Genomic DNA, 18,382 nt, shown 5'->3' on the forward strand with positions numbered 1-18,382 from the left:
TTTAAGGAACCCGTGCGATCAAGTAGCGGAAGACATTCGGCATCCAGACGGTCCCGTCCGGGCGCCGGTGCGGATGCAGGGCCTCCGCCAGCTCCTTGTCGACCTGTTCCCGGTCGGTGGCCGCGATCGCCGCGTCGAACAGCCCGGTCGACAGCAGCCCCCGCGCCGCGCTCGTGGCGTCCGCGTACCCGAACGGGCACGCCACCCGTCCCGAACCGTCCGGCCGGAGCCCGGCCCGCTGGGCGACCTCCTCCAGGTCGTCGCGCAGGGCGGGGCGCCAGCTGCCCGCGCTGCGCAGCGGGTCCGCGAGTTTGGTGGCCACCCGCAGCACCGAGGTCGTGGCGCACCGCTCCGGCGGGCCCCAGCCCGCCAGCACCACCGCGGCCCCGCGGCCGGCGAGCGGCGTCGCCTCGGCGAGCAGCCCGCCCAGCCCCTCCGAGTCGCCCGCGAGGCACCCGATGGGCTCGAAGGCGGTCACCAGGGTGAACGCCGGCGCCGACGGGTCCGCCGCGGCGCCGGGCGGTCCCTCCACGACCCGTGCCGCGTCCGCGCGCGTGGGGGCGGGCCGGACGCCGGGAGGTTCCGGCGCCTCGGGTGCCCCGGGCAGCAGACGCCGCCGTGCCAGTTCCAGGAGTTCCGGAGAGCGGGTGTCGACACCGGTCACCGAGGCGCCGCGCGAGGCGCCCATCAGAAGGGCGAGCCCGGAACCGCAGTTCAGGCCCAGCATCCGGGTGCCGCCGCCCACGTCAAGTCGCTCGAAGACGGCTTCGTAGAGCGGTACGAGCATCCTCTCCTGTATCTCGGACCAGTCACGCGCACGTGCACGCAGGTCCACGGGAGACATCGGCCCCGTGTGAGATGAGTGCTGCCGTACGAGCGTAGGTGTCATAGGAAAGCGCCCCAATCGCCGAGTGTTGCAGCTGTGCCCGATTCCATGGCCCCCGTGCAGTGCGCTCGAACTCCCCCCGTATGCCAGGAAACTCCGGGCTCGCCGCGGCGTCCAGTGGTAGAGAGGGCCGGTTTGCCCGATCCCCGTCCCCATGGCGAGATTTCACTTCCCGGCAATGTGGGCCGGCCGCGCGGTACCCGCGGTAGCCCTCCGGTGACACCTTGTCCGGATGGCCGGATCGTGCCGGTCGGCGATGACAGCGGGTGGCCGGGGTGCGGAGGGGGTGGTTCCGGCCAAGGTCGGCGGGGTCCGCGGGCGTCGTGCGGGGCGCGGGCGTGCCGGGGGGCGGGGCGGTGCCGCACCCCGGAGGCCCACCCGGTAACGTCGGCCCCGCCGCCGCGTCCGCCCGGACGCCTCCGCTCCGGCGCGACGGCGGCCGAAACGCCCCTTGCGCACGAGAGCGCCCCACGCCCCCGGAGCGTGGACGACCGCTACGCGCCGGGGCGTACGTCGGACTACGCACCAGCTTGGTACGAGCTGTGAGGCTTCTCCGCAGATCAGCGCACCCGCCCTCGTCGGGACGCATCAGCGGCAACTGACTGGTACGTGCAAATTATTTGGGATGCCCCGGAATAGGAACACAGCGGCACTCCGGCTCGTTGTCATTACGTGAGCACGACACCACCTGTTCTCGCCGCAGAGCTGGCGCAGGCGTGGGCCGACATTCAGCGGTACCACCCCGAGCTGCCCGATCTTGCCGCGCCCGAGTCCCTGATCGGAGAGTCGTCGTCCGCCTGCGGGCACGAGCTCTCCTTCGAGCGACTGCTCCATGAGGCAGTCCACGGCATCGCCGCCGCGCGCGGAGTACGCGACACCTCCCGCGCGGGGCGCTACCACAACCGCCGATTCCTGGCGATCGCAGAGGAGCTGGGCCTCGACCACCCCGAGGAGCCACATCCCAGCAGCGGCTTCTCACTGGTCACCCTCACCCCCGAGGCGAAGCGCCGCTACCGCCCGACGACCGAACGCCTCCAGCGCGCGCTGAAGGCCCACACCGCCGCCACCGCGACCGACTCGGCCCGCAGCTTCCGCGGTCCGGCCGCCCGCCACGGCTCCTCCGGGGGAGGGGTGCGCGTGAAGGCCGTCTGCGACTGCGGGCGCAACGTACGGGTCGTCCCGTCCGTGCTGGCCCAGGCCCCGATCATGTGCGGCGGCTGCGGCAAGCCGTTCCGCATCCCGGAGGTGGTCGGCGCGGGCGTGAGCTGACGGTCCGGCTGCTCGTGGCAGCCGGATCCGGGCCAGGTTCTGTCGTCGGACCCGCTCCGCCGGACCGGAGGGCGGCCCCGGTGCCCTCCGGTCCGAGGGGTCTGCCCGCGTGTGGCACAATGGCAAGCTGTACTCGACAGTCGCACAGGACCCCTCTCTCCTCCGGCTGACGCGTCCATCGGGCACTCGGGTACCGCAACCCCACGCGGCTCTCTCGCCGTGCCCCATCACGTCAAAACCAGGAGAATCCACTCCCGTGGCAGTCAAGATCAAGCTGAAGCGTCTGGGCAAGATCCGTTCGCCTCACTACCGCATCGTCGTCGCCGACTCCCGTACCCGCCGTGACGGCCGGGCCATCGAGGAGATCGGCAAGTACCACCCGACGTACAACCCGTCGGTGATGGAGGTCGACGCCGAGCGTGTCGCCTACTGGCTCGGTGTCGGCGCCCAGCCGACCGAGCCCGTGCTCGCCATCCTGAAGAAGACCGGCGACTGGCAGAAGTTCAAGGGCGAGCCCGCCCCGGCCCCGCTGCTCCAGCCGTCCGAGAAGGCGGCCCGCCCGTCCTTCGAGGCGATCGGCGGCGAGGACGAGGGCAAGGGTGAGGCGATCACCCAGAAGAAGAAGGCCGACAAGAAGGACGAGGCCGCCGCCGAGTCCTCCTCGTCCGAGTCGACCGAGGCCTGAGCATGCTCGAGGAGGCTCTCGAGCACCTCGTGAAGGGCATCGTCGACAACCCTGACGATGTGCAGGTCGCCTCGCGCAACCTGCGTCGCGGGCGTGTGCTCGAGGTCCGGGTGCACCCCGACGACCTCGGCAAGGTGATCGGCCGCAACGGCCGCACCGCACGTGCCCTGCGCACCGTCGTGGGCGCCATCGGCGGCCGCGGTGTCCGTGTCGACCTCGTCGACGTGGACCACGTCCGCTGACGCCACAACGCAGCACCGGCTCGGGCCGGGGAGGGCCATGGGCCGTCCCCGGCCCGCAGTCGTAGCGCCCCGCACGGGGTCGTGAGCCCCGCCGGGCTCCTCGCAGTTCCGACAGGAGATCAAGCACAGTGCAGCTGGTAGTCGCTCGCATCGGCCGCGCCCACGGCATCAAGGGCGAGGTCACCGTCGAGGTCCGCACCGACGAGCCGGAGCTGCGGCTCGGCCCCGGCGCCGTCCTGGCCACCGACCCCGCCACCGCCGGTCCGCTGACCATCGAGACCGGCCGGGTGCACAGCGGCCGCCTCCTGCTGCGCTTCGCGGGCGTCCACGACCGCACCGGCGCCGAGGCCCTGCGCAACACCCTGCTGATCGCCGACGTCGACCCCGGCGAACGTCCCGAGGACGAGGACGAGTACTACGACCACCAGCTCATCGACCTCGACGTGGTGACCGCCGACGGCACCGGGGTCGGCCGGATCACCGAGATCTCCCACCTGCCCACCCAGGACCTGTTCGTGGTGGAGCGCCCCGACGGCAGCGAGGTCTACGTGCCGTTCGTGTCGGAGATCGTCACGGAGATCGACCTGGAGGAGCAGCGCGCGGTCATCGACCCGCCCCCGGGCCTGATCGACGACCGTGCCGAGATCGCCTCCGCGCGGGACGCCGAGAAGGACCCGGAGGAAGGCGCGTAATGCGGCTCGACGTCGTCACGATCTTCCCCGAGTACCTGGAGCCGCTGAACGTCTCCCTCGTCGGCAAGGCACGCGCGCGTGGACAGCTCGACGTCCAGGTGCACGACCTGCGCGAGTGGACCTACGACCGGCACAACACGGTCGACGACACCCCCTACGGCGGCGGCCCCGGCATGGTCATGAAGCCCGACCCGTGGGGCGACGCGCTGGACTCCGTCCTGGCCGACGGCTACGAGGCCGGCTCCGGCGAGCCCGCCCTGATCGTGCCCACGCCCAGCGGCCGGCCCTTCACCCAGGAACTCGCCGTCCACCTCTCCGAGCGGCCCTGGCTGATCTTCACGCCCGCCCGCTACGAGGGCATCGACCGGCGGGTCGTCGACGAGTACGCGACCAGGATGCCGGTGTACGAGGTCTCCATCGGCGACTACGTCCTCGCCGGCGGCGAGGCGGCCGTACTGGTCGTCACCGAGGCCGTGGCCCGGCTGCTGCCCGGCGTTCTCGGCAACGCCGAGTCCCACCGGGACGACTCCTTCGCGCCCGGCGCCATGGCGAACCTCCTGGAGGGCCCCGTCCACACCAAGCCGCCGCAGTGGCGCGGGCGCGGCATCCCGGACGTGCTGCTCAGCGGCCACCACGGGAAGATCGCCCGCTGGCGCCGGGACGAGGCCCTGCGGCGCACGTCGGCCCACCGGCCCGACCTGATCGAGCGGTGCGACCCCAAGGCCTTCGACAAGAAGGACCGCGAGATGCTCTCCATCCTGGGCTGGGCCCCGGACCCGGACGGGGAGCCGTACGGCCGATTTTGGCGCAGGACCCCCGGCATGGAACAATAGGCCGCTGTTGTGCGTCCGTCCGGAGCGCGCCCCTGCCACAGGGGGACACGACGCCCGTCCCGACCCGCACGACTCTGAATCCGAAACACCTAGTTTCCGTTGATGACCTGTGGCATCAGCGAGGAAAGCAGACGAAATGTCTCACCTGCTCGACACCGTCGACGCCGCGTCGCTGCGCACCGACGTCCCCGCCTTCCGCCCCGGCGACACCGTCAACGTCCACGTGCGCGTCATCGAGGGCAACCGCTCCCGTGTGCAGCAGTTCAAGGGCGTGGTGATCCGCCGCCAGGGTGCCGGCGTGCGCGAGACCTTCACGGTCCGCAAGGTCTCCTTCTCCGTCGGCGTCGAGCGCACCTTCCCGGTGCACACCCCGATCGTGGAGAAGATCGAGCTCGTCACCCGCGGTGACGTCCGCCGCGCCAAGCTGTACTACCTGCGCGAGCTGCGCGGCAAGGCCGCGAAGATCAAGGAGAAGCGCGAGAGCTGAGCGCCTGAGAGGTCCGCGCCGGGGCCGGATAGCATCTGGCCCCGATGGACACCGAAGCACAGCCCACGGAGCGCGACCGCTCCTCCCGCCCTTCCGACTCCGAGCAGCCCTCGGATCCGGAGGGCCCGGAGGAACGGTCGCGTTCCGCGTTCGCGGGGCGGATCACGGACTGGGTGCCGGGCGGCCGGATCACCGTCACCCTGCTGACGCTGCTGCTGTTCCTGCTGCTGCTCAGCACCTTCGTCCTGCGGCCGTTCCAGATCCCCAGCGGATCCATGGAGCGCGGATTGAGGATCGGTGACCGGGTTCTCGTAAATAAGTTGGCGTACCGTTTCGGTGGGCGGCCGCAGCGGGGCGACGTCGTGGTCTTCGACGGCACGGGACTCTTCGGGCCCGGCGACTACATCAAACGCGTGGCCGGTGTCGGCGGAGACCATGTGGTGTGCTGCGACAGGGAGGGGAGGGTGCAGGTGAACGGCCAGTCGGTCGACGAGTCGGAGTTCCTGTACCCCGGTGACCGCCCGTCGACGGTGCGCTTCGACGTCGTCGTCCCCGACGGCACCCTCTTCGTCCTCGGCGACCACCGGTCCGGCTCCAGCGACTCCCGCGACCACCTGGGCTCGCCGGGCGGCGGCATGATCCCGGTGGACGAGGTGATCGGCCGCGCCGACTGGATCGTCTGGCCCTTCGCCCACGCCACCCGCCTCGACCGTCCCGACGCCTACGCGCGCGTGCCGGAGGCCGACGCGGACGCGGACGGAGGGGCCGGCGACGCGCGCCGGCCCGCGGGCGCCGATGGGTAGCCGCGGGAAACCGCGCGGAGCCCCCAGCAGCCCCGCGGAGAACCTGCTGCCCACCGGCTCCCGGCGCACCGCCGCGCCCTCCGGCGGCCGCTCCCGCGCGGAGCGGCGCAAACTCCAGCGCAAGGTCAAACGGCGCCGCAGGCGCGGCGCCGTCAAGGAGATACCGCTCCTCATCGGCGTCGCCGTGCTCATAGCGCTGGTGCTGAAGACCTTCCTCGTCCAGGCCTTCGTGATCCCGTCCGGCTCCATGGAGCAGACCATCCGGATCGGCGACCGGGTCCTGGTGGACAAGCTCACCCCCTGGTTCGGCTCCGAGCCGCAGCGCGGGGACGTCGTGGTCTTCCGGGACCCCGGCGGCTGGCTCCAGGGCGAGCAGACCACCAAGAAGGACGATCCCGTCGTCATCAAGCAGGTCAAGGAGGGCCTGGCCTTCATCGGCCTGCTGCCGTCCGACGACGAGAAGGACCTCATCAAGCGGGTCGTCGGCGTCGGCGGGGACAAGGTCAAGTGCTGCGACACCCGGGGACGCGTCACCGTCAACGGCGTCCCCCTGAACGAGGACTACCTGTACCCGGGTGACACCCCGTCACGGACACCGTTCGACGTCACCGTCCCCGAGGGACGGCTGTGGGTGATGGGCGACCACCGCTCCAACTCCGCCGACTCCCGCGCCCACCAGGACACCGACTTCGGCACGGTCTCCGAGGAGGAGGTGGTGGGACGCGCCATGGTGATCGCCTGGCCGTTCGGTCACTGGACCACCCTGGACGAGCCGAAAACGTATGCATCCGTCACCGACTCGGCCTCCGGTGCGACCGCTGCTCCCCGGCTGTCGCATAGGGTTGCCCCCGACGATCCGAACGCGATGATTCAACTCCCGACCCCTGCGGAACTCCCGCTCGTTATGGGAGTGGTGGGCCTGCGCCGTATACGGGGCGGGCGGCGGCAGAGAGTAAGGAGTTGGCGTGGGGGATGTGGCGGTTGGCGCACGGTCCGGACACGACGGCGAGGAGAACCGCGGACGCCCCGAGGAGACGGCCGGCCCGGCCCCGGACGGCGTCCACGACTCCGGCCAAGGCTCCGGAACCGAGGACGGCAGGGTGACGAACGAACAGAACGGGACGCAGGACGAGGGCGTGGGCGGGACACCCCCCACGCCACACCGCGAGACCAAGAAGCCGCGCTCCTTCTGGAAGGAACTGCCGATCCTCATCGGCATCGCGCTGGTGCTCGCGCTGCTGATCAAGACGTTCCTGGTGCAGGCGTTCTCGATCCCGTCCTCGTCGATGGAGAACACGCTCAAGATCAATGACCGGGTCCTGGTCGACAAGCTCACGCCCTGGTTCGGCTCCGAGCCCGAGCGCGGCGAGGTCGTCGTCTTCCACGACCCGGACAACTGGCTGGCGGGCGAGCCGACCCCCGACCCGAACGCGCTGCAGACGGTGCTCAGCTGGATCGGCCTGATGCCGTCCGCCGAGGAGAAGGACCTGATCAAGCGCGTCATCGGCGTCGGCGGCGACACCGTCGAGTGCAACAAGACCGGCCCGCTCAAGGTCAACGGCATGGCCCTCAACGAGCCGTACGTCTACCCGGGCAACACGCCGTGCACCGACGACGACCAGGGCGGCCGGTTCAAGGTCACCGTGCCCGAGGGCTACATCTGGGTCATGGGCGACCACCGGCAGAACTCCCGCGACTCCCGCTACCAGCAGGCGGACAAGCACGGCGGCATGGTCCCCGTGAAGGAGGTCGTCGGCCGCGCGGTCGTGGTCGCCTGGCCGATGAACCGCTGGGACAACCTGCCGGTCCCCGAGACCTTCGACCAGGACGGCCTGCAGGCCGGGTCGCCGACCGCGGCCACGCTGTCGGTCGCGCCCCAGGGGCTCGCCGTCGCCGGCGTCCTCCCGGTCGTCTGGTGGCGCCGCCGTCGGCGCGCCGCCGCCGAGGCCCGCTGAGGCGCCCCGGCCCGTACGTCCCCATCGACGCGACAGCCCCCTTCCCGGCCCCGGGAGGGGGGCTGCCCCGTTGGGGTACCGCCGGGTAAGGTGCGGCTCCATGGGTGGCGAGAGCACGACACGTACGGCCCCGCGCGGGGGAGCGAACAAGGGTCCGGTGGGCAGCCGGACCGGGCAGCGACTGTCCGGCCTCGCCGTGGCGCTGGGCATGGTCCTGTTCCTCGGCGGGTTCGCCTGGGGCGCCGTGGTCTACCGGCCCTACACCGTGCCGACCAGCTCGATGGCCCCGACCATCGGTGTCGGTGACCGGGTGCTCGCCGAGCGCATCGACGGGGGCGACGTACGGCGTGGCGACGTCGTCGTCTTCAAGGACACGGCCTGGGCCAACGCCCCGATGGTCAAGCGGGTCGTCGCCGTCGGCGGGGACACCGTCTCCTGCTGCCAGGAGGGCAGGCTCAAGGTCAACGGCAAGGTGATCGACGAGCCGTACCTGCCCGCCGGGACCCCGGCCGAGATCATGGACTTCCAGACCGTGAACGTCCCGGAGGGCCGGCTGTTCCTGCTCGGCGACGAGCGCGACAACTCCGTGGACTCCACCGCCCACCTCACCGACGCGGCCCGCGGCACCGTCTCGAGCGGTGCCGTGGACGCCCGCGTCGACGCCGTGGTCTGGCCCATGAACGGCATGCTGGAGCGGCCGACCGGCTTCGAGACCCTGGGTGGCCTCTCCTCGCCGGGGCCGCTCACACCGGTCGTCGCCCTGGTGATCGCCGGGGCCGTGCTGATCCTGGGCGGTGGGGCGTACGGTCCCCTCGCCAAGCGGGCCGCGGCCTCCCGTGCCGGTCGCGCCGCGGAGCCGACCGATGGGCGCTGAGGCGACCCCGGCCGGGCAGGACACCTACCGGGGCGGACTGCGCAGGGTCGCGCGGGTCGTGCTGCTCGATCCCGACGACCGCATCCTGCTGCTGCACGGCCACGAACCGGACGACCCGGCCAACGACTGGTGGTTCACGCCCGGCGGCGGTGTGGAGGGTGACGAGACCCGTGCGGAGGCCGCACGGCGGGAGCTGCTGGAGGAGACCGGCATCGCCGACGTCGAACTCGGCCCGGTGCTGTGGCGGCGCAGGTGTTCCTTCCCCTTCGCGGGCCGCCGCTGGGACCAGGACGAGTGGTACTACCTGGCCCGCACCCGGCAGACCGCGACCGAGGCCGTCGGCGCCGGGCTCACCGAGCTGGAGCGGCGCAGCGTCGCCGGAGCACGCTGGTGGACGTGTGAGGAACTGACCGGGGCACGTGAGACGGTGTATCCGACCAGACTCGCCGGGCTGCTGCGCACGCTGCTCGACGAGGGTCCCCCGGCCGGGCCGGTGACCCTGGACACGGAAATCGTCTAGGGGTGCACGGGACTGGCGCACAATGGGGGGACCCGCACGGCTGAAGGGGAACATGCCATGAGCGCCGAGGACCTCGAAAAGTACGAGACCGAGATGGAGCTCAAGCTCTACCGGGAGTACCGCGATGTCGTCGGTCTGTTCAAATACGTGATCGAGACCGAGCGGCGTTTCTACCTCACCAACGACTACGAGATGCAGGTGCACTCGGTCCAGGGCGAGGTGTTCTTCGAGGTCTCGATGGCGGACGCCTGGGTGTGGGACATGTACCGGCCGGCCCGCTTCGTGAAGCAGGTGCGCGTGTTGACGTTCAAGGACGTGAACATCGAAGAGCTGAACAAGAGCGATCTGGAGCTTCCGGGCGGGTGAGGGCGGGCCGCCCTCGGCAAGTTTCGGCCGCCCTCAGGAAGATTCACTCGTGTGGGTGACGAAGTTGTCCACAGTCGGCTGACCGTCCACCAAGATCCAAAAGCTCGCTGAGCTGCCCTCATCGTTGGCGCCGGAGGTGGTGCCGACATGAACGCACGAGGCGCGATGGGCAGGTACGGCGAGACACTCGCGGCCCGCCGGCTGACCGGAGCCGGCATGACGGTCCTGGAGCGCAACTGGCGCTGCGGCAGGGCCGGCGAGATCGACATCGTGGCCCAGGACGGGGAAGTGCTGGTCGTCTGCGAGGTCAAGACGCGCAGGGGCGGCTCCTTCGAACACCCGATGGCCGCGGTGACCCCGGAGAAGGCGGAGCGGCTGCGGCGGCTCGCCGAGCGCTGGATCCAGACCCACGGCGGAGCCCCACCCGGCGGTGTGCGCATCGACCTGGTGGGCGTTCTCCTCCCGCAGCGCGGCGCACCCGTGGTCGAGCATGCCAGGGGGGTGGCGTGATGGGGTTCGCGCGTACGTGCTCCGTGGCGCTCGTCGGTGTCGAGGGCGTGGTGGTCGAGGTCCAGGCCGATCTCGAACCGGGCGTGGCGGCGTTCACGCTGGTGGGGCTGCCGGACAAGAGCCTCACCGAGAGCCGGGACCGGGTGCGGGCCGCGGTGGTGAACTCGGGCGCCGAGTGGCCGCAGAAGAAGCTGACGGTGGGACTCAGCCCCGCGTCGGTGCCGAAGAGTGGCAGCGGCTTCGATCTGGCCGTCGCCGCCGCCGTCCTGGGTGCCGCCGAGCGGATCGACCCGCGGGTGCTCGCGGACATCGTCATGATCGGAGAGCTGGGCCTGGACGGCCGGGTGCGGCCGGTGCGCGGCATCCTGCCCGCGGTGCTGGCCGCGGCGGAGGCGGGCTACGAGCAGGTGGTCGTGCCCGAGTGCGCCGCCGCCGAGGCGTCCCTGGTGCCGGGGGTGTCGGTGCTCGGCGTACGCAGCCTGCGCCAGCTGATCGCCGTCCTCGCCGACGAGCCCGTGCCGGAGGAGGAACAGGACCAGCCGGGCCGCCCCGATCCGCTCCTCGCCGGCCTGCGCATGCCCGGCACGGGCGCCGCCACCGGCATGCACAGCATGGGCGCCGCCCAGTACGACCAAGGTCACGACCTCGCGGACGTGGTGGGCCAGGAGTCGGCGCGTACGGCGGTGGAGGTCGCCGCTGCCGGGGGCCATCACCTGTTCCTGGAGGGACCGCCCGGCGCCGGGAAGACCATGCTGGCCGAGCGGCTGCCCGCCATCCTGCCCCGGCTCACCCGGCCGGAGTCCCTGGAGGTCACGGCCGTGCACTCGGTGGCGGGCCTGCTGCCGCCGGGCAAGCCCCTGATCGACGTGGCCCCCTACTGCGCACCGCACCACTCCGCCACGATGCAGGCCCTCGTCGGCGGCGGACCCGGAATCGGGCGGCCCGGCGCGGTCTCGCTGGCACACCGGGGCGTCCTGTTCCTGGACGAGACCCCCGAGTTCGGCAGCCACGTCCTGGACGCCCTGCGGCAGCCGCTGGAGGCCGGGCACGTCGTCATCGCGCGCAGTGCGGGCGTCGTGCGCTTCCCGGCTCGCTTCCTGATGGTGCTCGCGGCCAATCCGTGTCCGTGCGGCCGGTTCTCGCGGCGGGAGGACCTCTGCGAGTGCCCGCCCTCGGCGATCCGCCGGTACCAGGCCAGGCTGTCCGGTCCGCTGCTCGACCGGGTCGACCTCCGTGTCGAGGTGGACCGGGTCACCCGCGGCCAGCTCACCGGGAGCGGAACCCGCGGGGACGCCACCGCTACCGTCGCCGACCGGGTGGAGGCGGCCCGGGCGCGGGCGTCCGCGCGCTTCACGGGCACTCCGTGGCTGTCCAACAGCGAGGTACCGGGCCGCGAGCTGCGCAGCCGCTGGCATGCGGCGCCCGGCGCGCTGGATGAGGCGGAGCGCAGTCTGGAACGGGGGGTACTCACCGCCCGCGGCCTCGACCGCGTCCTGCGCGTCGCCTGGACCGTCGCGGACCTCGTCGGCCATGACCGCCCCGACGCGGGGGACGTCGCCCTCGCACTCCAACTGCGCACCGGCGTGCCACGCGGCGTGCCGATGGCTCTGGGAGCGCTGACGTGAGCGGGCGCGACGCGGTGCCGGGTGGGTGTGGGAGCGCTGCCGAGGGCCACCTGTTCGGTCCGGGCGCGTCGGATGCTTCGGATGCCTTGGACGGGGGTGCCGCGCTCGGGGGCGGGCGCGTGGACGCGGGCGCGGTGCCCTGGAGGGGGGGTTCGGTCGCGGGTGAGGCCCCGGTCGGGGTGGATGGCGGGGGCCGCGGGGACGGTGGTGTCCGGGAAGGCGTGACGGCCGGAGGTGGGGGAGGGGGCCCTGGCGAGGCCCCCTCGTCCGGCGCGGGGGTCTCGGGCGCCTCGGACCCCTCGGGCGACAGTGCCGGGCCCGGGGTCGGGTGGTGGGCCGCGGACGCGACGCCCGGAGAAGAGGATCTGGCCGCGGGTGGTGCCCGGCCCGACGGGAGCGCCGAGGCCCCGACCGGCTCCGCAGCCGGGGCCGGGGACGCGGCGGGCGGGGTGCGCCCGGTCGGCCGGTTGGGCGGGGCCAGCGACGCTCCGGGCAGAGTCGCCCCGGTCGCCCCGGTCGCCCCGGTCGCCCCGGTCGCCCCGGTCGCCCCGGTCGCCCCGGTCGCCCCGGCCGTCGGGGACGGCGTGGACCGAGACGTGACCCCGGCTGCGGCGGCAGCCATCGCCAACCCGGCCCGGGAGGGCGCCGTGGACTCCGATCTGCTCGGCCGGGTCTTCCTCACCCGGGTCATCGAGCCCGGCGACGAGACCGGCGGGCGGTGGGTGCGGGAACGCGGGGTCGCGGAGGTGGTGCGGCGACTGCGTGAGGGCGCGCGTGCCCTGCCGGGCGTGAGCGCGAAACGGTGGGCCGGGCTGTGCGCGCGGGCGGGCCGGGCCGACCCCCGCAGGGACCTGGCCGTCGCGCGTGCCGCCGGCGTGCGGTTCGTCACCCCCGGCACCGCCGAGTGGCCGGGACAGCTCGACGACCTCGGGGACGCCCGGCCGCTCGGGCTCTGGGTGCGCGGCGGGCCCAGCCTGCGCATGTGGGCGCTGCGCTCCGTGGCCGTGGTCGGCGCCCGTGCCTGCACCGAGTACGGCGCCCACATGGCGGCCACCCTCGCCGCCGGCCTCGCCGAACGGGGCTGGGTGGTGGTGTCCGGCGGTGCCTACGGGGTCGACGGCGCCGCCCACCGGGGCGCCCTCGGCGCGGGCGGAGCCACCGCCGCCGTGCTGGCCTGCGGCGTCGACCGGCCCTACCCGCCGGGGCACACCGCGCTGATCACCAGGATCGCCGAGCAGGGGCTGGTCGTCGGCGAGCTGCCACCGGGTGATCATCCGACGCCGAGCAGATTCATCCTGCGCAACCGCGTGATCGCCGCCCTCACCCGGGGCACCGTCGTCGTCGAGGCCGCCTACCGGAGCGGCTCCCTGGTCACGGCCCGGGCCGCGCAACGCCTGGGCCGGCACACGATGGGCGTGCCCGGGCCCGCCACCAGCGCACTGTCCGCGGGCGTGCACGAACTGCTGCGCGGCGACGCCGTGCTGGTCAGCGACGCCGCCGAAGTCGTCGAACTGGTCGGCGACATGGGGGAGCTGTCCCCGGAGCGGCGAGGGCCGGTCCTGCCCACCGACCTCCTGGAACCCCGGACCCGCCACGTGCTGGCCGGACTGCCCGCGCGCGGCACGGCGACGGCGGCCGAGGTGGCACGTCGTGCGCAGACCACGCAGGACGACGCGATCGCGAGACTGTACGAGCTTCGAGCACTTGGTTACGTCGAACGACACGGCGATGGCTGGAAGTTGACACGCCAGGCGATGATCTCGGTCCGCGACGGCCGGAGGCCCTGTTGACGCACCGTGTTCGGCCGTCCGGGGGAACCCCGACGCCCGTGGGAAATCTGGCAGTTGAGATGTTCGAGTGATCACGCAGAGCGATCATCGTCCCCCCTGTAGAGCGTTCAGCGGAACGTATCTGCGCACGCTCCCCATCCACTCCTTCGCACAACGCGACGGTCCAGTCACGCTACGCTCACGAGGGCCTCACGAACACGACCGACAACAGGCGACCACCAGACAGCAGACCGGCGGCCTCAGGCGCACCACATCACGGCAGAACGGCACAAGGCGACGAATGCCCCAGCACACCTCCGGGTCCGACCGGGCGGCGGTCCCCCCAGCCGCCCGCGACGGCGGCAGCGTGCGACCGTCCGCCCCCTCGACGCTCGACGAGCTGTGGCGGTCGTACAAGGCGACGGGGGACGAGCGGCTGCGGGAACAGCTGATCCTGCACTACTCGCCCCTGGTGAAGTACGTGGCGGGCCGGGTCAGCGTGGGGCTGCCGCCCAACGTCGAACAGGCCGACTTCGTCTCCTCCGGTGTGTTCGGGCTGATCGACGCGATCGAGAAGTTCGACCTCGACCGCGAGATCAAGTTCGAGACGTACGCGATCACCCGGATCCGGGGCGCGATGATCGACGAACTGCGCGCGCTGGACTGGATCCCCCGCTCGGTGCGGCAGAAGGCGCGCAACGTGGAGCGCGCGTACGCCACGCTGGAGGCACGGCTGCGCCGCACCCCCTCGGAGAGCGAGGTGGCCGTGGAGATGGGGATCGCGGTCGAGGACCTCCACGCGGTCTTCAGCCAGTTGTCGCTGGCCAACGTGGTGGCCCTGGAGGAGCTGCTGCACGCCGGGAGCGAGGGCGGCGACCGGCTCAGTCTCATGGACACCCTGGAGGACACCGCCGCCGACAATCCCGTGGAGGTCGCCGAGGACCGTGAGCTGCGCCGGCTCCTGGCGCGGGCGATCAACACGCTGCCGGAGCGCGAGAAGACCGTCGTCACCCTGTACTACTACGAGGGCCTCACGCTCGCCGAGATCGGCAACGTGCTGGGGGTGACCGAGAGCCGGGTCAGTCAGATCCACACCAAGTCGGTGTTGCAGCTGCGCGCCAAGCTGGCCGGTTTCGGCCGTTGAACTGGGCTTATGGCATCGCGACGGCGTCCGTCGCCACCCGCTCGACGGCCGCGCGGTCGGGTGACCGTCTCCCGCACGGGGGGACGCGTCCGTAAAGTGGTGGGGTGCCAAGGATTCGAGCGGCCTCCGTGGCCGAGCACCGGTCGATGCAGCGTGCCGCCCTGCTGGACGCGGCACGCTCCCTGCTGTCCGACGGCGGAACGGAGGCGCTGACCTTCCCCGCCCTCGCCGAACGGACGGGCCTGGCCCGGTCGTCGGTCTACGAGTACTTCCGGTCCCGCGCGGCCGTCGTCGAGGAGCTGTGCGCCGTCGACTTCCCGGTCTGGGCGGCCGAGGTCGAGGCGGCGATGGAGCGCGAGACGACCCCCGAGGCCAAGGTCGAGGCGTATGTGCGCACCCAGCTCGACCTGGTCGGGGACCGGCGCCACCGCGCGGTCGTGGCCATCTCCGCCAGTGAGCTGGACGCCGGTGCGCGGGAGAAGATCCGGGCGGCGCACGGCGGGCTGATCGCCATGATCGTCGAGGCGCTGGCGGAGATGGGTCACGCCGAGCCCAGGCTCGCGGCCATGCTGCTGCAGGGCGTCGTGGACGCGGCCGTGCGGCGGATCGAACTGGGCGCGGCCGAGGTGCCCGAGGCGATCACCCGGGCGGCGGTCTCCATGGCGCTGCGGGGCGTGCGCGGCTGATCGCCCGCTGCTTTCCGGACCGGTCTCCGGACCGGTCTCCGGACGCGTCTCCGGGCCGGTCCTCGGACGGGTTCTCGGCGGGCCGGTCCCCGGACTGCCCCTCGGACCGTTCTTCGGGCAGCGGCACCCCCAGGACCGGCAGCAGCCTCGACGGCCCCGAGTCCAGCAGCCACGGCGGGAGCAGGGACAGCGGGTCGAGGTAGACGTCCCCGCGCAGCAGGCCCCAGTGCAGGCAGGCCGTGCAGTGCGAGCCAGTAGGCTCGACCGTGCCGAGCGCCTCGCCCGCCGCCACCTCGTCGCCCTCGCGTACCGAGGCCGAGACCGGCTCGTACGTGGTACGCAGGGGCGGGTCGCCGGTACCCGTCAGTGCGAGTGAGACGACGCCCCTGCCCGCCACCCGCCCCGCGAAGGACACCCGCCCCGCCGCCACCGCCCGCGCCGGGGCCCCGCCCGCCGCCGCGAGGTCCACGCCCCGGTGGCCAGCACCGTAGGCACTGGCCGGGGGCTCCCACCCCCGCAGGACCGCGGGCCGGGTGCCCACCGGCCACCACCGGGCCACGGCCGGCACCGCCGGATCCGGACCCCGCCCCACGGCCGCCGACGCCACCACCGGCACCGCCCGCGCGGCGCCGAACGGCGCCGGGGCCAGGACGGCCGACAGCAGCACCACCCACGCACACGCACACACGCACGCACTCACACATCGCCTCGCTCGCATGCGAGAACCGTCCCGCACGGAGCGGGCCGCCGTGCGGGCCTGTGGACCGCCGCCCGGTTGTGGACAGCCGCGTCACCCGGTACCCCTCCGGTCCCGTACACTTCTGGTGGCGATCCGGGTCACCGGGTCGACTTCGCACGCCCCGACACGACGCCTTCCAAGGCGCGTGTCAGCGCCCCTCGGTCCCTTGCGGCACGGCGCACAGCGGGCGTCAGGCGCGCAGGCCGTCCGGCTCGCGCGGCACAACCGAGAAAACCAAGGAGAACGGCCATGGCCGTCGTCACGATGCGGGAGCTGCTGGAAAGCGGCGTCCACTTCGGTCACCAGACCCGTCGCTGGAACCCGAAGATGAAGCGCTTCATCTTCACCGAGCGCAACGGCATCTACATCATCGACCTGCTCCAGTCGCTGTCGTACATCGACCGCGCCTACGAGTTCGTCAAGGAGACCGTCGCCCACGGCGGCACGGTCATGTTCGTCGGCACGAAGAAGCAGGCGCAGGAGGCCATCGCCGAGCAGGCCACCCGCGTCGGCATGCCCTACGTCAACCAGCGCTGGCTGGGCGGCATGCTCACCAACTTCTCGACCGTCTACAAGCGCCTGCAGCGCCTGAAGGAGCTCGAGCAGATCGACTTCGAGGACGTGGCCGCCTCCGGCCTCACCAAGAAGGAGCTGCTGGTCCTCTCCCGCGAGAAGGCCAAGCTGGAGAAGACCCTCGGCGGTATCCGCGAGATGTCCAAGGTGCCCAGCGCCGTCTGGATCGTGGACACCAAGAAGGAGCACATCGCGGTCGGCGAGGCCCGGAAGCTCAACATCCCGGTCGTGGCCATCCTCGACACCAACTGCGACCCCGACGAGGTCGACTACAAGATCCCGGGCAACGACGACGCGATCCGCTCCGTCACCCTGCTCACCCGCGTGATCGCCGACGCCGTCGCCGAGGGCCTCATCGCCCGCTCCGGTGCCGCCGGTGGTGCCAAGGGTGAGAAGGCCGCCGGCGAGCCGCTCGCCGAGTGGGAGCGCGACCTGCTCGAGGGCGAGAAGAAGGACGAGGCCGTCGAGGCCGCCGCCGAGGCGCCCGCCCCCGACGCCAAGGTCTCCGAGGCCGTCGAGGAGGCCGCCACCGAGGTGGCCGCCGCCGACGCCGACAAGCCCGCCGAGGCCCCGGCCGCGGACGCCGAGCAGGCCTGACCCCTCACCACCTTCGGGTTCTGGACGGCGGGGGCCCACGAAGCCCCCGCCGTCCGGCCCGTAGATCTTCGGACTTCGAGAGAGATTCCTGAATCATGGCGAACTACACCGCCGCCGACGTCAAGAAGCTTCGTGAGCTCACCGGCGCCGGCATGATGGACTGCAAGAAGGCGCTGGACGAGGCCGAGGGCAACGTCGAGAAGGCCGTCGAGGCGCTCCGTATCAAGGGCCAGAAGGGCGTCGCCAAGCGCGAGGGCCGCTCCGCCGAGAACGGTGCCGTCGTCTCGATCATCGCCGACGACAACACCTCCGGTGTCCTGGTCGAGCTGAAGTGCGAGACGGACTTCGTCGCCAAGGGTGACAAGTTCCAGAACGTCGCCAAGGCCATCGCCGAGCACGTCGCCAAGGCCGCCCCGGCGGACCTGGAGGCCCTGCTCGCCTCCGAGATCGAGGCCGGCAAGACCGTCCAGGCGTACGTGGACGAGGCCAACGCCAACCTCGGCGAGAAGATCGTCCTGGACCGCTTCGCGCAGTTCTCCGGCGGCTTCGTGACCGCGTACATGCACCGCACGATGCCCGACCTGCCCCCGCAGATCGGTGTCCTCGTCGAGCTGGACAAGCCGAACGCGGACATCGCCAAGGGCATCGCCCAGCACATCGCCGCCTTCGCGCCGAAGTACCTCTCCAAGGAGGACGTCCCGGCCGAGGTCGTCGAGTCCGAGCGCCGCGTCGCCGAGGAGACCACCCGCGCCGAGGGCAAGCCGGAGGCCGCCCTGCCGAAGATCGTCGAGGGTCGCCTCAACGGCTTCTTCAAGGACGCGACCCTGCTGGGCCAGCCCTACGCCCTGGACAACAAGAAGTCCGTCCAGAAGGTGCTGGAAGAGGCCGGTGTCACCCTGAAGCGCTTCTCGCGCATCAAGGTCGGCATCTGAGTCCGTACCGCGACGGACGCTCGACCCCGGTAGGGTCGACAGCAGTCGTCGGCGCCGTTCGCGCAGGCCGTGGCGCACGCGCGCGTGGCGGCGGACGACAGCAGATCTGACGAGGAGGCCATTGCCGCGTATGGGATGCGAAACACGCCCCCACCGGCAGTGGCCTTCTTCGTGTGTGTGACCCACGTAAAAGAG

20 protein-coding genes and 1 pseudogene are annotated in these 18,382 nt (G+C 72.2%); 19 read left to right on the plus strand and 2 right to left on the minus strand.

The features are described from left to right. Nucleotide 1 precedes the first annotated feature (1 nt). Complete coding sequence (locus ACFW01_RS07450) at nt 2-889, minus strand: SAM-dependent methyltransferase (protein WP_234960187.1); 888 nt, start codon at nt 887-889, stop codon at nt 2-4. Nucleotides 890-1,558: 669 nt separating this feature from the next. Here ACFW01_RS07450 and ACFW01_RS07455 point away from each other — a divergent pair. The 17 genes and pseudogenes from ACFW01_RS07455 (at nt 1,559) to ACFW01_RS07535 (ending at nt 15,346) form a co-directional block, all read left to right on the plus strand. Further along, nucleotides 1,559-2,155, plus strand: coding sequence for a hypothetical protein (locus ACFW01_RS07455; RefSeq protein ID WP_122615172.1), 597 nt, complete (start codon nt 1,559-1,561; stop codon nt 2,153-2,155). Between the two features lie 256 nt (nt 2,156-2,411). Beyond that, nucleotides 2,412-2,840: a 30S ribosomal protein S16 gene (gene rpsP, locus ACFW01_RS07460; protein WP_125494794.1), complete on the plus strand. Its 429-nt coding sequence runs from the start codon at nt 2,412-2,414 to the stop codon at nt 2,838-2,840. Nucleotides 2,841-2,842: 2 nt separating this feature from the next. Next, entirely contained in the window at nt 2,843-3,082 is a 240-nt protein-coding gene (locus ACFW01_RS07465) for an RNA-binding protein (protein ID WP_003973401.1), read from the plus strand. Between the two features lie 128 nt (nt 3,083-3,210). Continuing rightward, nucleotides 3,211-3,774: a ribosome maturation factor RimM gene (gene rimM, locus ACFW01_RS07470; RefSeq protein ID WP_234960186.1), complete on the plus strand. Its 564-nt coding sequence runs from the start codon at nt 3,211-3,213 to the stop codon at nt 3,772-3,774. Then, a complete protein-coding gene (trmD, locus tag ACFW01_RS07475; protein WP_234960185.1) occupies nt 3,774-4,607 on the plus strand; it encodes a tRNA (guanosine(37)-N1)-methyltransferase TrmD in 834 nt (277 codons plus the stop codon). The genes rimM and trmD overlap by 1 nt, the downstream gene beginning before the upstream one ends. A 136-nt stretch (nt 4,608-4,743) precedes the next feature. Beyond that, on the plus strand, nt 4,744-5,094 hold the full coding sequence (gene rplS, locus ACFW01_RS07480; protein ID WP_234960184.1) for a 50S ribosomal protein L19: 351 nt from the start codon (nt 4,744-4,746) through the stop codon (nt 5,092-5,094). A gap of 44 nt (nt 5,095-5,138) precedes the next feature. Further along, nucleotides 5,139-5,897: a signal peptidase I gene (gene lepB, locus ACFW01_RS07485; protein WP_234960183.1), complete on the plus strand. Its 759-nt coding sequence runs from the start codon at nt 5,139-5,141 to the stop codon at nt 5,895-5,897. Further along, a pseudogene (lepB, locus tag ACFW01_RS07490) lies at nt 5,890-6,972 on the plus strand (signal peptidase I); the annotation flags it as partial. The gene lepB (ACFW01_RS07485) and the pseudogene lepB (ACFW01_RS07490), both read left to right, overlap by 8 nt. Then, nucleotides 6,863-7,852 carry a signal peptidase I gene (gene lepB, locus ACFW01_RS07495; RefSeq protein ID WP_234960182.1) on the plus strand — a complete coding sequence of 330 codons (990 nt, stop codon included), beginning with the start codon at nt 6,863-6,865 and terminating at the stop codon, nt 7,850-7,852. The pseudogene lepB (ACFW01_RS07490) and the gene lepB (ACFW01_RS07495), both read left to right, overlap by 110 nt. Before the next feature lie 100 nt (nt 7,853-7,952). Beyond that, a complete protein-coding gene (lepB, locus tag ACFW01_RS07500; protein ID WP_234960181.1) occupies nt 7,953-8,726 on the plus strand; it encodes a signal peptidase I in 774 nt (257 codons plus the stop codon). Next, the gene (locus ACFW01_RS07505; protein ID WP_234960180.1) at nt 8,716-9,246 is read left to right on the plus strand and encodes an NUDIX hydrolase; all 531 of its coding nucleotides are present in this window, start codon (nt 8,716-8,718) and stop codon (nt 9,244-9,246) included. The genes lepB (ACFW01_RS07500) and ACFW01_RS07505 overlap by 11 nt, the downstream gene beginning before the upstream one ends. Nucleotides 9,247-9,303: 57 nt before the next feature. Further along, nucleotides 9,304-9,612, plus strand: a complete 309-nt coding sequence (locus ACFW01_RS07510) for a DUF2469 domain-containing protein (protein ID WP_003965949.1) — start codon at nt 9,304-9,306, stop codon at nt 9,610-9,612. A gap of 147 nt (nt 9,613-9,759) precedes the next feature. Further along, a complete protein-coding gene (locus ACFW01_RS07515) occupies nt 9,760-10,122 on the plus strand; it encodes a YraN family protein (RefSeq protein ID WP_234960179.1) in 363 nt (120 codons plus the stop codon). After that, a complete protein-coding gene (locus tag ACFW01_RS07520; RefSeq protein ID WP_234960178.1) occupies nt 10,122-11,747 on the plus strand; it encodes a YifB family Mg chelatase-like AAA ATPase in 1,626 nt (541 codons plus the stop codon). The genes ACFW01_RS07515 and ACFW01_RS07520 overlap by 1 nt, the downstream gene beginning before the upstream one ends. Nucleotides 11,748-12,343: 596 nt before the next feature. Next, nucleotides 12,344-13,537, plus strand: a complete 1,194-nt coding sequence (dprA, locus tag ACFW01_RS07525; protein ID WP_384502641.1) for a DNA-processing protein DprA — start codon at nt 12,344-12,346, stop codon at nt 13,535-13,537. Nucleotides 13,538-13,817: 280 nt separating this feature from the next. Beyond that, nucleotides 13,818-14,660, plus strand: a complete 843-nt coding sequence (gene whiG, locus ACFW01_RS07530) for an RNA polymerase sigma factor WhiG (protein WP_234960160.1) — start codon at nt 13,818-13,820, stop codon at nt 14,658-14,660. 128 nt (nt 14,661-14,788) lie between these two features. Then, nucleotides 14,789-15,346, plus strand: coding sequence for a TetR/AcrR family transcriptional regulator (locus ACFW01_RS07535; RefSeq protein WP_234960240.1), 558 nt, complete (start codon nt 14,789-14,791; stop codon nt 15,344-15,346). Here the strand turns inward: ACFW01_RS07535 and ACFW01_RS07540 are convergent. Further along, complete coding sequence (locus tag ACFW01_RS07540) at nt 15,300-16,064, minus strand: M23 family metallopeptidase (protein WP_384502598.1); 765 nt, start codon at nt 16,062-16,064, stop codon at nt 15,300-15,302. The genes ACFW01_RS07535 and ACFW01_RS07540 overlap by 47 nt on opposite strands. A 270-nt stretch (nt 16,065-16,334) precedes the next feature. Here ACFW01_RS07540 and rpsB point away from each other — a divergent pair, with 270 nt between their 5' ends. Together rpsB and tsf are read left to right on the plus strand one after the other, a co-directional pair. Beyond that, complete coding sequence (rpsB, locus tag ACFW01_RS07545; RefSeq protein WP_234960158.1) at nt 16,335-17,255, plus strand: 30S ribosomal protein S2; 921 nt, start codon at nt 16,335-16,337, stop codon at nt 17,253-17,255. A 95-nt stretch (nt 17,256-17,350) separates the two neighbouring features. Further along, nucleotides 17,351-18,187, plus strand: a complete 837-nt coding sequence (tsf, locus tag ACFW01_RS07550; RefSeq protein ID WP_234960157.1) for a translation elongation factor Ts — start codon at nt 17,351-17,353, stop codon at nt 18,185-18,187. The last annotated feature ends 195 nt before the right edge of the window (nt 18,188-18,382 follow it).

Source organism: Streptomyces sp. NPDC058985, from assembly GCF_042740985.1.
Taxonomy (GTDB): Bacteria; Actinomycetota; Actinomycetes; order Streptomycetales; family Streptomycetaceae; genus Streptomyces.